13 protein-coding genes are annotated in these 16,161 nt (G+C 45.4%); 12 read left to right on the top strand and 1 reads right to left on the bottom strand.

What is annotated here, in order from left to right; all coding sequences use genetic code 11:
* A partial coding sequence (locus ACWA6V_RS05595; protein WP_449521559.1) for a DEAD/DEAH box helicase occupies positions 1-1,232 on the bottom strand: 1,232 nt, incomplete at its 3' end.
* A 719-nt stretch (positions 1,233-1,951) separates the two neighbouring features.
* On the opposite strand from ACWA6V_RS05595, the gene ACWA6V_RS05590 reads away from it, so the two are divergent.
* The 12 genes from ACWA6V_RS05590 to ACWA6V_RS05535 all read left to right on the top strand — a co-directional run.
* Positions 1,952-2,134 carry a hypothetical protein gene (locus ACWA6V_RS05590; RefSeq protein WP_449521558.1) on the top strand — a complete coding sequence of 61 codons (183 nt, stop codon included), beginning with the start codon at positions 1,952-1,954 and terminating at the stop codon, positions 2,132-2,134.
* Positions 2,135-2,194: 60 nt separating this feature from the next.
* A complete protein-coding gene (locus ACWA6V_RS05585; protein ID WP_449521557.1) occupies positions 2,195-2,794 on the top strand; it encodes a 4-alpha-glucanotransferase in 600 nt (199 codons plus the stop codon).
* Positions 2,795-2,816: 22 nt separating this feature from the next.
* Positions 2,817-3,236, top strand: a complete 420-nt coding sequence (locus tag ACWA6V_RS05580) for an HIT family protein (protein WP_449521556.1) — start codon at positions 2,817-2,819, stop codon at positions 3,234-3,236.
* A gap of 51 nt (positions 3,237-3,287) precedes the next feature.
* Positions 3,288-3,998 carry a hypothetical protein gene (locus ACWA6V_RS05575; RefSeq protein WP_449521555.1) on the top strand — a complete coding sequence of 237 codons (711 nt, stop codon included), beginning with the start codon at positions 3,288-3,290 and terminating at the stop codon, positions 3,996-3,998.
* Between the two features lie 12 nt (positions 3,999-4,010).
* Entirely contained in the window at positions 4,011-5,090 is a 1,080-nt protein-coding gene (locus ACWA6V_RS05570) for a hypothetical protein (protein ID WP_449521554.1), read from the top strand.
* The gene (locus ACWA6V_RS05565; RefSeq protein ID WP_449521553.1) at positions 5,078-6,568 is read left to right on the top strand and encodes a radical SAM protein; all 1,491 of its coding nucleotides are present in this window, start codon (positions 5,078-5,080) and stop codon (positions 6,566-6,568) included. Before ACWA6V_RS05570 ends, ACWA6V_RS05565 begins: the two co-directional genes overlap by 13 nt.
* A complete protein-coding gene (locus ACWA6V_RS05560) occupies positions 6,559-8,793 on the top strand; it encodes a glycosyltransferase (protein ID WP_449521552.1) in 2,235 nt (744 codons plus the stop codon). Before ACWA6V_RS05565 ends, ACWA6V_RS05560 begins: the two co-directional genes overlap by 10 nt.
* Before the next feature lie 49 nt (positions 8,794-8,842).
* Complete coding sequence (locus tag ACWA6V_RS05555; RefSeq protein WP_449521551.1) at positions 8,843-9,541, top strand: class I SAM-dependent methyltransferase; 699 nt, start codon at positions 8,843-8,845, stop codon at positions 9,539-9,541.
* Between the two features lie 37 nt (positions 9,542-9,578).
* Positions 9,579-10,793: a non-hydrolyzing UDP-N-acetylglucosamine 2-epimerase gene (gene wecB, locus ACWA6V_RS05550; protein ID WP_449521550.1), complete on the top strand. Its 1,215-nt coding sequence runs from the start codon at positions 9,579-9,581 to the stop codon at positions 10,791-10,793.
* 371 nt (positions 10,794-11,164) lie between these two features.
* Entirely contained in the window at positions 11,165-13,993 is a 2,829-nt protein-coding gene (locus ACWA6V_RS05545) for a TonB-dependent receptor (RefSeq protein WP_449521549.1), read from the top strand.
* Positions 13,994-14,176: 183 nt separating this feature from the next.
* Positions 14,177-15,784 carry a discoidin domain-containing protein gene (locus ACWA6V_RS05540; protein WP_449521548.1) on the top strand — a complete coding sequence of 536 codons (1,608 nt, stop codon included), beginning with the start codon at positions 14,177-14,179 and terminating at the stop codon, positions 15,782-15,784.
* Positions 15,785-15,954: 170 nt separating this feature from the next.
* Positions 15,955-16,161 (top strand): carbohydate-binding domain-containing protein (locus ACWA6V_RS05535; protein ID WP_449521547.1); only part of this gene is annotated, 207 nt, incomplete at its 3' end.

The raw sequence follows: 16,161 nt of genomic DNA, 5'->3' as shown, positions 1-16,161 counted from the left end.
CTGTATTCAGCCAACAAATCGTTAAAGAAACTCAGGTCAGCTTGCGCTTGCAAGGTGTCGGTGATCTGCTGGGTAAATTGGTCGATACGATGTTTGGTAACAGTGGCGCCGCTCGGCAATTCCATCAAGGTAATAGGCTTTTTAGTCGCTTTCTCGATGGTGTAGAGCAAACGTTTTTCACGTGGCGCTACAAACAAAATTGCTTTACCGCTACGACCGGCACGGCCAGTACGACCAATACGGTGAACATAGGCTTCGCTATCGTACGGAATATCGTAGTTCACCACGTGGCTTACACGCTCAACGTCAATACCGCGCGCGGCAACGTCGGTGGCGATAACGATATCGAGTTTGTTGGTTTTCAAACGCTCAATGGTGCGCTCGCGCAATTGTTGGTTCATATCGCCATTGAGTGCAGAGGCAGAGTAACCACGTGCTTCCAATTTTTCGGCGAGTTCAACAGTGGCAGTTTTGGTGCGCACAAAAATAATCATACCGTCGAAAGGTTCAACTTCCAGAATGCGGGTGAGTGCATCGAGTTTGTTGGTGCCACTCACCATCCAATAAACCTGTTCAATATTGGCATCGGTTGATTGGCTGCTGGCGATTTTAATTTCGGTGGCGTTGTTCAAATAATTGTTGCAAACATGACGAATTTCTTTCGGCATGGTGGCTGAGAAAAGTGCGGTCTGGCGAGTTTTTGGGGTGTGTTCCAAAATCCATTCAACGTCATCGATAAAACCCATACGCAACATTTCGTCGGCTTCATCGAGTACCAGTGCTTTTAAATTATTGAGATTCAAACTGCCGCGACGCAAGTGATCCATTACGCGACCTGGAGTACCTACAACTACGTGGGCACCGCGTTTTAATGAGCGCAGTTGGCTCGTCATATCCTGGCCGCCGTAAATCGGCAGCACATGGAAACCAGGAATTTCACTGGCGTATTTTTGGAAAGCTTCTGCAACCTGAATCGCGAGTTCGCGTGTCGGTGCCAATACCAAAATTTGTGGATCTGCTTGCTTGGTGTCAATGCGAGACAACAATGGCAATGCAAATGCCGCCGTTTTACCGGTGCCGGTCTGTGCCATGCCGAGAATATCGCCACCCGCAAGCAATACGGGAATTGCAGCTGCTTGAATGGGTGATGGTTGCTCGTAGCCAACTTTTTGGATGGCGCGCATAACGGGTTCAGAGAGGGCTAAATCGGAAAACATAATGGGTTCAGACATGTAATAACCTGTGTTTAAACATAAAAATCGCACGCAAAAAATCACGAGACAACAGCGAAGCGCTGCATCTGTACTTTTTTACGGTTTGATTCTTATTAGTTTTTTAATGGGTGTTTGCGAAAAGCATCGCCCGATATAAAGAAGGGCAACAGTGAATGGGCAAACACAATAAAGTGGGGGGCGATGATTGATCGCTAAGCGTATGAACTACATACAAGGTTCGGCTGCGTGTGAAATTAACTCAAGGAGTCAGGGCACAAGTGCAGTCGTAAAAGGCGATTTAATCAACGAATTCCCGCGTCATCTGCAAAGCAGACGTTTATGCAATCCACAAACTCCGATTCGTATAACCGATTGCATACTATGGGGCAGGCTGAAGAGATTTGAAAAACAGAATCGATCAGCGTAAATATCTACCAAGTGTCTAAAAATATAACAAATGGTCGGGCAGCCCTCAGACATCCAGTCTGTTCAGCATTTACCCCATGGCAAGACATTCACGATCAAGAGAGGGGTTACTGAAAGTGCGCGGAGTATAGAGGCTTGCGGCTTTCAAGGCCAGTTAAATTTGAATCCCGTCGCAAATTAGTGCTAAGCCGGCGCAATATCGCGCACAAAATTGCATAAGTGAGCGCCCTTGGCGAAACGGACTGTTCGGCGCGAGGGGCTGGGTTTACACTTCTATCCTCAATAAAGATTCCCTTTTATGGCTGAATGTTATGGCTGAACGACATATCTCTACCACCGCGCTTGCCCGCCTGATTAATAAGGAGAGCAAAGAACTGTTTATTCTGCTCACCTCGGGCGGCTGGATTGTGAAAGTGGACAACCATTGGCAGCTAACCGAAAAGGGTAAGTTTGAGGGTGGGGTCTACGTTAATGATGCTAAATACGGTGAGTAGATTGCGTGGCCAGAATCGATCCAGCAGCATCCGCTATTAAAGCTCCTACCGGAAGCTCCTTTGAGTGCGACCAATCTTGCCCATAAATGGGATATTCCCGCGCGCCTCGTTAATTTGTTGCTCGCCGAGAAAGGGTTGATCAAGAAACATATTCGCGGCTGGCTGATAACCGCCAAAGGCAAGAAGATAGGCGGGCAGCAACAGGAAGCTGACTCCGGCATCCCTTTTGTAACCTGGCCGGAAACAATTCTGGATGAACCCGAGCTTATCGCCTCGCTCTTGCAAATTACTGGCGATGAAGGCTTAGCTGGTCATCCAACACTAGATGGTCACAGTGTGAATAACGCAGTGCAGCGCCGCATCGATAATTGGCTGTACCTGACCCGTGTTATCCATGCACGCGATTATTCTCTGTTGTGGGGTCTGGATTCTGCGGTTGCGGATTTTTATTTGCCTGATGCTGAGCTTTGTATCGAGTGTTGGGCCGATGAACTCGGTTTGGAAAGCAACCGTGCTGCGGTGATCAGCGGCGAATTGGAAAAAAATCAGGCCTACAAAAAACACAGAGTTGCTTACGTCGAGTTTCGCGATGAAAATATTCATCAGGTAGATGAAATACTCGCGCGGGAATTGCTGCGGCGTGGCGTTGCCGTTTATTAATAAATCGTTTTAGGAGTTTCTCATGGCAAGTGTTTTTACAATGATTATGGAAGGAAAAATCCCCGGCAATTTTGTCTGGAAAGATGACAAGGCCGTCGCCATCCTGACCATCCAACCTATACGCCAGGGCCATGTGTTAGTGATCCCACGCGCCGAGATTGATCAGTGGAGCGATTTGCCATTGGATCTCGCGTCACACTTAATGCAAGTGAGCCACAACATCGCCAACGCGTTGAAAGTGGCTTATCCCGCTACCCGCGTTGGTTTTATGATCGCAGGCCTTGAGGTTCCCCACACCCATATTCACTTGGTGCCCATGGACTCAATGGATGATTTAAGTTTCGCGTTTGCAAAAAATGCCGATGGCGAGGTATTAAAACAAACAGCCGAAAAAATTCGCAGCGTTTTACAAGGGCAGGGGTTTGTTGAGGCGAAGGTCTAATTACAGCACGCATCCAACTATTCGCGAGTTGGATGCGTATTTGTGTCCTATATGAATCTCTTACTCGCACCCAATTCGCTGCTTTTCTGGCTAACCATCTGCATCACCCTCCCGATATTATTGTTGGCAGTCCGCCATGCTCCCTGGCATCAGGTGCTCACTAGCCAAGTACGCCAACATGCATTATTTGCCACCATACTTGCGCTGGCGCTGCTGTGGCTGCTGCAAGTATCTGTGCGCGATACCTTGGCAATTCATCCCTTATTAATGACAGTCACCACCATGGTGTTTGGCTGGAGCCTTGCGATCTTAATCGGAGCCATGGCATTGGTTGCGCTGGAGATCTATCAAGTACCGCTGCATGCGCTCACGCTGGATTGGGATGTCGCCGTCGCGCAATTTGATTTGAGCACCTTGCCGGTCGATTTTTGTTTAAGCGTCGCGGTTCCGGTGGGTTGGGCCTGGTGTGTACTTTGGTTGGTGGACCGCTGGAAATTTAAAAATCCGTTTACCTATTTTTGGGGAGTTGGATTTTTTGGTGCAATGCTAAGTTGTATCTGGCTCGGCCTTGCTGCCATGTTGTTATTTGCAGTTACAGGTAGTGATGTTCAGTTCGCAACTACTCAAGAGCATTTCATTGTTTTTGTGTTGATGACCTTTCCCGAAGGTTTTGTAAACGGGCTTATCGCAACGGTGATGACGGTGTTGTATCCTGATATGGTTAAGACCTATCGTGATGATTGGTATATAGGGAAAGAATAATCAGGTTGAAATATGCAGTTGTATGAAGTAATCCCTGAAAGAGTGGAAGAAATAAATAGGCAAATTGCGAAACTGGATCGTTGGCTAACAAGTTCCACGGTATTTTCAGATGGTGCTATCGCTGGAAGTATTGATGAATCAGGTTATGCGTTGTATACCTATCCTGAAATTTCCGGCTACTACTTTTCTTACCTTGCGTACCGTATTCACTCGGATGGTGACGGTGAATATTTAGCTGAAAAAGCACAAAAAGTACTTGGTTATCAGCAACAGATATGGAGTAAATCTTCTCCGCCGGCCACACGTTTATATCTGAATAGGGTATTGCAATCACAGGCAGATTGGCGCAATCAGGGATTATTTATCTTTGATCTTGCAATGTTAGTGCGTGGTGTTGCAGATATATCCCTTTATATTGATACCACTTCATGGCCTGTGCCCACATTGCTTAATTACATTGATGGTTTTTGGGATGGATACAAGTTAAACCCGGTGCGTTGGTTTGCCGGGCGCCCTGAGGGGGCACCAGATCGATGGTCTACACGTTCCGGAGCCTACCAGCTTAAAGTCGTTGCCGCATTGAAACGGGCGGCTGTTACCTGGAACAGTTCGATCTTGCTTGAAAAAATCGCGCCGGTTCAAGCGGCTTTACTGCACGATTTTAATCAAGGAAATTTCATAGCGCATAATCCCCACAGTATTGCCTATGCGCTTGAGGGTGTGTTGTTGTTGGGTGATCGTAATGATGTGAATTGGGATGTGGGAAAAATGTGGATTGAAAACCTCGCGGGTGCAGTCGATGGAGCTGCGCACGATGATATTGATTTTCGTCGAGTTGATGTTATCGCACAGTTATTACGCCTCAGCTGTTGTGAACCTTTTTTTAATGCATCAATTGCGGACAGGCTTTATCAATTATTATGTTCAGCCTTAAATGCTGATGGCAGCCTTCACTTTACATTGCCTCCCTGTAATGTAACTTATAAAAATACATGGCCGGTGTTGTTTGCCCGCCAAGCGCTCGATTTTTATCGGAGTGTTTGTCTCACAGGTAACGGGCTATCTATCAAGGAAATGAGATGTCTATTTTAAAAAAACTGGTAGCTCGTTTTACTTCACCTTCATCGTTTACGGCGCGAATTTCCGATATATCCGCTTTGAAAACCCAATATTTACCGCAAGAGTTTTGGATTGAGCTTACCTCGAAATGCCCCTTTGATTGCGTGTTTTGTTCGCGCGCCGCTCTGCGCGGGAAAGGGGAGCATATGGATTTTCAACTCTATAAAAAATTAATTGCCCAAATGCGAAATCCAAGGGTGATAAGGTTGAATTATTCAGGTGAATCTATTCATTATCCGTACTTGAGTGAGGCTATTGCCTTGGCCAAAGCAACTGGTGCGCGAGTTGAATTAGTGACCGTGCTTGGCTCAGCTAAACCCAGGGTTATCGAGTCGTTGGTAAAGGAAAAACTGGATCGTTTGACGATCTCGATCCATGCATTGAGTGAACCAGTATATCAACAGATTTACGGCCATTCGACTGTTACAAGCCTGCGCGAAAATCTGGCGCTCTTGCAGTCCTTTAAAAAAACCTACAACTCTCATTTACCTCTGATCGACTTTGCTTTTGTGGCCATGGAGCGCAACCTGAAAGAGCTTCCATTCGTGGTGGCTCTGGCAAATGATTCAGGTGTTCGGCAAATTGATATTCATCCTGTTATTCGACGGGATGATATTCCCGAAACTTTTTCACAGGAATTGATTGCAGGAAATTTGACGAGCCACTTTCGTTTATCTCTATCCCAAGCATTGGGCGATCTGGAAGCTGCATATCCCTGTATTGATTTGAATGTCTCCAATAAAGAGCTGGAACACACTCCATGCTTGGGTGCCTATCCAATTGCTTATCCTTCGCTCTTGCCTGAAGGCGCTAAAATTTTTTCCTGTGAGCAAAATCCTTGGGACACTGTGCATGTTTTAGCAAATGGTGATTTGGTCGGTTGCGAAGTGCGTGATCAAATTCCCTTGGGTAATTTAAATAATTCAGATTTGCATAGTATTTGGCATGGTGAATCTTATCAGGTGTTTCGTCGCAACTATGCGGCTGGGATGGATGAAAAATGTCGTAATTGTATATATAAACTTGCCTACTTATCTGACACTGCTATGGATGTAAAATCCTATTTTCGTCCAGATGAATGCCAACAACAATTGTTAATAGGCTGGCACTTTGCGGAATCGCATCATGTATGGTCATCGACGAATGATGCACGGGTGGTGTTGGCAAGGCCTCTTAATGCTACGCATCTGGTTATTGCCGGGATGTTGCCAGCATCAAAGAAGGCTGATGTAAATGTGCTAAAGGTAAGTTTGGCCGGTGCTGAACACAAGGTAAAAAACTCAAGCGAAAAACATCTCCCGTTCAAATTAGACATCCTTCTCCCCCAGGGGTTAGAGCAATTAATTATTATCGATTTTAATGTCTCTCATGTTTTTACGCCGCAACAACAAAGCACAGGCACAGATGCGCGACAATTAGGTTTTTTACTGTCGGAAATAAAATGTCTATAAAAACACGTGTTTCTTACTGTCTTAGCTATTCGGTAGGCCTTTCTTTTTATTGGCTATGCCGGGCTGCGTCCGGAATCGGAGCATGCATAAATACAAACTCGCACCGGCAAAAGGCTGCACGGCAAATTACTGGTGTAATGACGCCCGGGATTTCAGTCATTATCCCTGAACGTGATAACCCCGTAATTTTAAAAACCTGTTTAGAATCCTTGGCGCAAGCGATGGAAAAAATTCAGGAGCCTTGCCAAATAATAGTCGTTGTGAATGGTGCCCCAGAGGAGCGGTATCAGCAGTTAAGTGAAGCATTCCCTGTAATAGACTGGGTTTTTGTTGCGGAACCACTTGGTTTTTCCAGCGCTGTGCAGTTAGGTTTGCAAAAGTCGATATTCGAGTGGGTGTTCCTGTTGAATAATGATATGCGCCTTGAACCTGATTGCTTGCAGGAATTAATGTCATATCGTGCAGGTGATATTTTCTCGATCGCCAGTCAAATTTTTTTTGAGGACCAAACCCGTCGACGCGAAGAGACAGGGTTAACCGGGATTCGTATTGAGCGCGACGAAGTACATTTATTTGATAAGGATGTGGATTCTACCGCAGTAGTAGAACATTTTTATTCCGGTGGGGGCGCATCGCTTTTCAGAAAAAGTTTGCTCAATCGTTATATTAAGCTAGCCCATAGTTATGATCCCTTTTATTGGGAGGATGTTGATTGGGGGAGGAGGGCTACATTAGAAAATTATCGTAATTTATTTGTACCTTCAGCTAAGGTGTGGCATTTACACCGAGCCACAGTTGGTCGTTTTTATACGCCGGAACAGGTGAATCGCATTTTTGCGCGCAATAAATGGATTTTTTATCTCAGATTTGGTTTTCGAGGTGTTCACCCATTTTGGCTGGGAAGAAAACTGCGTGATTCTGGCTGTGTAAATGGAAAAACCCTGGTAGATTTATTATTGGCTTGTATTGAAATTGGGGCTGGAACTGTAAATGTGAATGTAAATACAGAGGAATTGGTTCGTGATAAAAATTTTTCGTTAATGCCTTGTGGTAAACCACATTTACCCTGGTTGTTATTGGTTATTCCTTTTGCGCTTTATCCGAAAGCTCATGGCGCAGCAATTCGTCAACACAACCTTTATCGGGAACTCTCCAACTATTTTAATATCTGGCTAATTTCTGATGAGGGAAAAGAATACGAAGGTATATCATGGCTGAATACGGTTCCTTTTGTTCGCGTCAGTCTACTTAAAACTCCTAGACCAGAAACAACTGGTTCGCGCAGTGCGCGCATGAAAACCCATGCACGTGAACCCTTGCGAAAATTAATCCTCGATGCGGTTGCGCGGGTATGTCCGCACGTTATTCAAATTGAACACGAAGAATTATGTGAGCTGATAGATATTCGCAAAAAAAATATACGATGGGCAATTACTTTGCACGATGTGAATATAGGCCTTGGTGAGGACGCTGAAATAGCCGATTCGCGTTTACTAAAAGCGCTTGCCGGATATGATGCTATCTTTACTGTGAGCAAGGATGACTCTCAGCTGCTTCCCGTCGTTAATCATTGTATTGAGAATGGTGTTGACCCACAAAAGTTTCACCCGGTTTCAGTGTCATACGGTAAACGATTGGTTTTTGTCGGTCCTTTCCGTTATGGCCCTAATCGTGAAGCAATGGAATTATTCATTAAAAACTTATGGCAACCACTGCGCGAAAAATACCCTGATATTACATTGCAGATATTGGCTGGGCTAGATAATTCAATGGCTTTTGTCGAGGCGCATTCTGTTTTTCAACAACCTGGCATTGAATTGGTAGATACAACTCCCCGGGTTAATGAATATTTGAATTCGTCTACGATAGTAATTAATCCGCTTCAGGGAATACGTGGTTCTTGTTTAAAAACTATCGAGGCATTGGCCAGTGGCAGGATTTGTATATCGACTCGCGATGCTGCACGTGGTCTGGAGAGTTATGAGTTTACTAATTTAAAGGTTGCGGAAAATTGGGTTGAGTTTCTTGATTTGATCCAGCGGTATTTGGAAAATGATATTTTGCGCGCTGCTGAGGAAAATCCGGATGTCACCAAATTGCAGCAGTTTTACTGGGGTGCACGCGCTAATCAGCAGTTAGCTGTCTATCAACAGTTAACAGGGATGGCAACAGTTACCAGCCATGACAACAGACAGGTAAGTAACAATGAAGTCGTCGGTATATAGCAATTACGATCTAATTGCGTCTATTTTTGATCAGGATATGGCGCTCAACATGCGTTTTGATGACATCGGTTTTTATATCGATCGAACGATGGGCAAAGACTCCGTTTTGGAAATTGGTAGCGGCACTGGCCGTATAGGAATCCCTGTCAGTAAGGTCTGCAACAGGTTAGTGGGCATAGATGCTTCTTTGCCTATGCTGCTTATGTTCCAACAGAAATTACAGCAATCGCGAGCAATGGCTTCTAACATTCAGCTTGTTGTCATGGATGCGAGATCATTGGCGTTACAGCAAAAATTTGATTACATTTTTTTTGGCTTTTCGAGCATTAATTATCTAACCGATCCGAGTGAAGTGATGGCTTTTATCCAATCGTTAAAATCCATTTTGCAAGTAAATGGACGCGTGCTGCTGGATATCTTTGTACCCAAAGAGCTTGCGGTTTTGCCAACTGATTGGACGTTAGATTATGTGCGGCCCTTGCCCTCGGGCGGGCAACTCAAACGCTTCAAGCAAATAACACCGGAAGGATCCATCAATGTGATTAAAAGACGTTATGAGGAATATTCTGCAACTCGAACGTTTAAACGGGTTATCAACACTGAAAGCCGTATTCGCCCTTATCGACCTGAAGAGCTAAAAAATATGCTGATCACATCCGGTTTTGGCATTTGTGGAGAATGGTGGAATTATGGCCAGGGCAGCTCGGACAATGCTGCGTTTTTTTCAATAGAAGCAACATTATCATGATGTCGGGAATACTAACCGTGAACGTCTGGGACTATGTATGAAAATAAAAATACTGACGGTGTTTGGAACCCGGCCAGAGGCGATAAAGCTTGTTCCTGTTATTCGTGCGCTCAACAGCGATAAAGATATAGACGCTAAAGTTTGTGTAACGTATCAGCATCGCCATATGCTAACCCAGGTTTTAGAGTTGTTTGATGTTAAGGTCGATGAGCAACTTGAGAATGAGCCTGTCAATCAATCCCTGTCGCAATCCCAGGCGCGCATGTTGGACGGCTTGGATAAGATTATCGCCAGACTAAAGCCAGATCTTGTATTGGTGCATGGCGATACCTCCAGCTGCCTGGCAGGAGCACTAGCGGCGTTTTACCATCAAGTTCCTGTATTGCATATAGAAGCAGGTCTGCGTACAGAAAATTTGCGCGCCCCTTTTCCGGAAGAGGCGCATCGACAAATGGTTGCGCGAATTGCGAGTTTACACTTTGTACCAACCGCACGTGCGCGTTCACATTTGCTTGCAGAAAATATTGCGGCTGATTCGATTTATATTACCGGCAATACCATTGTTGATGCATTGGCTGTGGTGAGCCAACAAATTGAACAACTTCCCGAGAGCTCCTTCAAATCTCAGTTGCAGCAACAAACCGGAATGGCATCCTGCGAGGTAGCGCGCCCGCTGGTATTGATAACCTTACACAGGCGTGAATCCAGCGGCGAAAAATTTTGCTCCCTTTGTAAGGGAATACGTCAGGTGGCTAAAGCCAATCAGGATTGGACTTTTGTGTTTCCTGTGCATTTGAACCCGGCGATTAATGAGCCAGCAAGAAAAATTTTAGGTGATGTTGCCAATGTCTATTTAATTCCACCACAAGATTACCGGTTTTTTATCTGGTTACTTATGAAGGCTGAATTAGTGATTACCGACTCTGGTGGTGTACAGGAGGAGGCAGAAGTGATTGGTAAGCCACTGTTTATTGTGCGTGATAAAAGTGACAGGCCTGAATCATTGGTGCGAGCCAGTACCAGGTTGGTTGGGACTGCCCCATCAGATTTAATCCTCCATTTGAATGAGTTTTTTGAGTACCGGAAGACTTCTGCTGTTTCACAATCGGGTACAGATAGTGTGTGGTCGGATATTTTTGGAGACGGCCAAGCGGCGCAACGAATCGTCAACATCATTAAACACCAATACGTTAATGAGGTAGCCGGTAATAATATTGTCGAGTTGGATTCTGAGCCTGTAGTTAGTCACTGATTCAGGTGCGACCTTTGGTAGCACGGGGATTTTTATTGATCCAACCCGCTTTTAATTCCCTTCTTTTAGTTTGTTCTGCTAAAAAATTTCCTCCTCCTTTATATATGCCCTGTAGATTTTTTTAAAAACCTTATATAAATCAAACAATTAAAAGTGGGTCGCTTTTCCGTCAAAACTGAGCCGGAGCATTTTGCGTGTAGCGCCAAAGTGAAGCGACTACCTATTTTCCGTTGGGTAATTATGGCTGCACTGGAGATAAGCCAGCCTACACTGGGAGGAGAGACCCAGTGTCAGGTTGATCGCTCAAGCAACAAGACCACGCAGCCAATGAGAGATAACCAACGAGAAAAAGGTCCGAGGAGGACGCTGTTATGTTCATAAAATCAAGAATGTCGATGGCAGTGGTTGCAGCCATGACCTCGACACTGGCACTGGGGAGTGCTCAGGCAGCAGATACAACTGTCGATGAAAACCTGGAAGAAGTCGTGGTCACAGGTATTGCAGCGAGCCTGGGGCGCAGTATCGATAAAAAACGCAATTCAGAATTGGTGAGTGACAGCATTACTGCTGAAGATCTGGGTAAGTTCCCCGACAACAACATCGCCGATTCATTGCAGCGTATTCCCGGTGTGGCGATTGATCGCGCGGGCGGTGAAGGCCGCTTCGTCAGCATCCGCGGTCTGGGGCCGGATTTCAGTGCAGTGTTGATCAATGGTCGCTCACCGGCGACTGAAAACGAAGACCGTGCATTCAGTTTCGATACCCTTGCTTCTGAATTGGTGCGCACGGTTGATGTCTTCAAAACATCCAATGCTGGCCTGAAAGAGGGCGGTTTGGGCGGTACTATCAATATTATCACCGCACGTCCTTTTGACTTTGATGGCTTCCACGCTGCGGGCAGCATCAAAGGTATGTATGAAGAAAACAGCGAAGACACCAGCCCACAGGCATCATTTATTGTCAGTAACACGTTTAACGATGAAAAATTGGGTGTGCTTGCATCGCTCACTTATCAAGAGCGTTCCAGCGCGAAATATACCGTTGAGAACGAACATATTTCCAAAACTACCGAAGAGCCTTTCTTGGAGTTCATCGAGCCCTCACTAGGTTGGGGAGGCGGGTACGCCTACTCAGGTGATGATTTGGAAGAAGACACTTATCGTATCCAAAGTTTGTATGCGGGCATTACCAACGAAACGCGCGAGCGTATTGGCGGTAATTTAGTATTGCAATTACAAGCGGCCGATAATCTCGTACTGACCGCCGATATTATCCACTCGAAGTACGACACCTCTACTTCAAAATATTCCACCGGCTCTTACATGTGGGCACCGACTTTATCGCCTCTCAATCAGGTCGATCAAAACGGTTTCTACAATGTAATCAATCATGGTTACGATGCTGGTTACAACATAACCGGCTATGCACATTTGTTGACGACCACCGAGCGCCCGACAGAATCCAACGTTGGCGGTTTGAATGCGGCTTGGGATATTTCTGACGAATGGAAAATGATCGCTGATATTTCCATGTCTGATGCGATTCTCGATAACCGTGGCCTGGATCGTTTGTACATCGTTGAATTTTTGGATCGACCTGGATACATCATGACCTCCAATGGTGGTATTCCAACCCTTGAGTACGCTAATCCCGCAGCCATAACACCGGAAATGGGCAGCGCCAATATGAAAGATTTGCGCGCGCGTATTAATTCGAATGATGGTGTTTACAACAAAGCCAAAAACCACGAATTCAAATTGGATTTCGAATGGGCGCCAACAGATTCATTTCTCTCGCAAGTGAAATTTGGTGCGAATAATAGTGTTGCAGAAAAAATAACTGAATATTGGGGCACACCCGATTTGATTCGTCGTATGTATCACGGTCTTGCAACCCAGCAAGTCATGGATACAGATGCAGTTATTAAAGGCGTTTTAAAACCGGGCAATGTATTTGGCGGATTAAACGGCGATGTTTATATGATTGATCCGGTTGCCTATCGCAATTGGATGGCAGAAAACATTGACGGTCGTACGCGCGCCAATACACCGGCGGGTATTGCATCCAAAGAAGCCTTCATTGCTAATGGAAATAGTTGGGATGCCGTTAAATCCAACGATTCCTCCACTATTGAAGAAGACGTTACCTCTTTCTATTTAGAAGCTTCTGCTGATACAGATATTTTTGCCATGCCGTTGCGTTTGTCCGGTGGTGTGCGTTACACCGATACGGCATTGACATCATCAGGTACTACGCAAGTATTGATAGGCCTTGAGCGTGAAGCTGCTGAGCCGGGTAGACCACCATCACCCTGGTTGGTGCAACAATTTGCGGATGAAGCCGGCACTGCGGTTGCGATGAAAAATGATTACGACAACTGGTTGCCATCACTCAATGCGCGCCTTGAAGTTACCGATGATTTTTTTATTCGCGCTGCATTTAGCGAGACATTGACTCGCCCAACATTGACAGCGTTAGCTCCATACACGTCATATCAGACGACGACTACTTCAGTCCGCACGGCGCGCGGTAACAACCCAAACCTCAAGCCTTTTGTTTCACAAAACCTGGACTTGTCATTTGAGTACTACTACGGCGATGCCAACATGTTTGCTGTCGCGTTGTACGAAAAAGATATCGACGATTTTATTGTGACCATGAGTTTGCCGGAAACCTTGGAGACAATTGTTGACGTTGAAGATCCAGCGTGGAAAACCTTTACCGTTACGCGTCCGCAAAACGGTGAATCGGCCACTATTGAAGGTGCTGAACTTAACTGGACTCATGTGTTTGAAAATGGATTTGGTTTATCCGGTAACTACACATTTGTGAACAGCGATGCATCACTAAGTGCTGCTGGTGCAATCCAACGATTTGCGTTGCCAGGTATTAGTGACACCGGAAACGCAACGGTTTTTTACGATAAAGATGGCCTGCAATTGCGTGTTGCCTATAACTACCGCACCGAATTCCTCGGCCGTGTATCTAACGGGCCAAGCAGTGAACCTGTTCACTACGATGCCTATGGCGCGGTTGATGTCAGTGCAAGTTACGATTTCACCGACAAGATTACGGTGTTTGTTGAAGGCAGTAACGTCACCGGCGAAACCGTCAACAAATACGGGCGTTACAAAAACCAATTTATCGGTTTTGAGGATACCGGTGCTTTATACACTTTTGGTATTCGCGCCAAGCTCTAGGTTTTTGTCGTTCTTATTTCATTGTCCTTTAGTTGTGACTCCCGTTTGCCCGGCTTCGGCCGGGCCTTTTTCCCCTTTTGCCTGACATTTGTGTTCAACAGGATGTACTGCGTAATGGACCACATCTTTGCTGTAGATAGCGTTAATCACACAATAATGTTTGTTATCCGATAAAGGTGTTATATGAAAAAATTATTCAACCTTGGTATTTTTAAATTTCTATCGTTACTTATCGCATCATCTATTTTTTGTTATTTAGTTAGTGCACAACAAACCTGTAATACCTATGTCGGTGGCGGGTGCGCAGAAATTAATGCGATGTATGTAAAGCTTGATTCAACCTCCAGAATCGCTGGCGTATTGGGTGATACCGCAGCTGAAAATACCTTGCTCAAATTTGCGCGCGACAACGGCATCAATTATTTAATCATGTATGACTTGCAAGGATTGGTTGCCAATTCTACCCGTGCAACACAATTGGCATCGCTGATTTCCCGTGCAAAAACCCAGTATGGTGTGCAGCAAGTGGGGGCAGCATTAGCAGAATCACAATTTGGCAACAATATTGTTGATTACAACAATAGCCATGCATTTAACGAGCGAATTGATGTGCTCAATGTGGAGCGTGAATTTTGGCGTTCTACAACTAACCGTGCTGCTGAATTTGATGAAACCATCAATGTGCTCAATTATTTTAAAAATCTAGGTACTGCCAATAACTTAACCACTGAAATTTATATTGGCTGGATCACTGCTACAGAAGGTGCGCGCTTGGGTGATGCAGCTGATCGTGTATTGGTACATTTTTATCGCCAGACCGATACCGAAATTATTAATTACGGTATAGAGCGTTTGCAGTACCTCGCCGGTGCCAGCCGCAAAGTGAACATAGCGCCTATTTTTTCCAATGAAGGCCCAACAACGACTGACGATGCCGAAACCTATTTTATGGGCAACTGGTTAGCAACCAACCCGAATGATAAAGCGTTTAAAAGTTGGATTACCGGCTACAACGCACTCAATGCCACCTGGAAAAATAATCTTCAAGTCGTGGGTTCCAATTGGTTTTTATACAATCATTTTCCCGCTATTTACGCTGCTAAACCCAATCACATTACCAGCAATCCCACCAATCAAACTGCCTGCGCTGGTCAGTCGCGCACTTTTACTGTCGCGAGTTCTGCTACCAACAAAAGTTATTGCTGGATGAAAAATGGCAAGTGCTTGATTGATGGTGGAAACATTGCTGGCGCACGTACAGCATCACTTACTGTATCTAACATCAGCGCAGCAGATGTGGGTAATTATGCGGCGCGGGTTATTAGTTACGATGCAAATAATCCCACCAGTTTTACCTCAACCAATGCGAGCTTAAGCATAGGCGGTAGCTGCGGTGGTTCTGGAACAAATCGCGCGCTGAATAAATCGGTTACGGCATCTTCATTTATCGCAGCGGGTTATGAACCGGCAAAAGTAGTTGACGGCAATACCACCACAACCCGTTGGGCAAGTGCTTATTCCGGCTCACAGTGGATTCAGGTTGATCTGGGTGCTTCATACAGCATTACCCGGGTGAAATTAACCTGGGAAGCAGCTTACGCAACGGCTTATCAAATCCAGATTTCTACTAATGGCAATAACTGGACAACACTGCGTTCAGTTACGGGAAATACAGCGCTGATCAATGACCAAACCGGCCTAAGTGGCACGGGGCGTTATGTCCGCATCAACGGCACAGCGAAAGCATTGCCAGCCTGGGGCTTCTCGCTGTTTGAGTTGGAAGTCTATTGATTCGTTACAGACTGCCTCTGTGAGGCAGTCATTTTTATTGTTAATCAAACCCCAGGGTTTGATGTGGTAGAGGTATTAGCACTATGTGGAAAAAATATTTATCAGTTGCAGGGCTTGTTCTTATTGCGGGTCAGGTGTGCGCGGGGTCGCTTTCATCTGCGGATTTAAGGGTGTTTGCCCAAAACGCGGAATTGCGCTTTGGTACAGTCAGTAATTTTGGGCGCGAAGGTGCTTTTACCGCGCAAGTGACTATCAATAATAATTCCTCCTTGGCCTTACCAAAAGGAGAGGGGAATTGGACAATTTATATTCACTCCCTAAAACGCATATTGTCCAGCGACTCCCCCCAATTTACCTTTAACCATCTGCAAGCTGAT

This window comes from Cellvibrio sp. (assembly GCF_053579595.1).
This window is presented reverse-complemented; position numbering and strand designations above follow the sequence as displayed.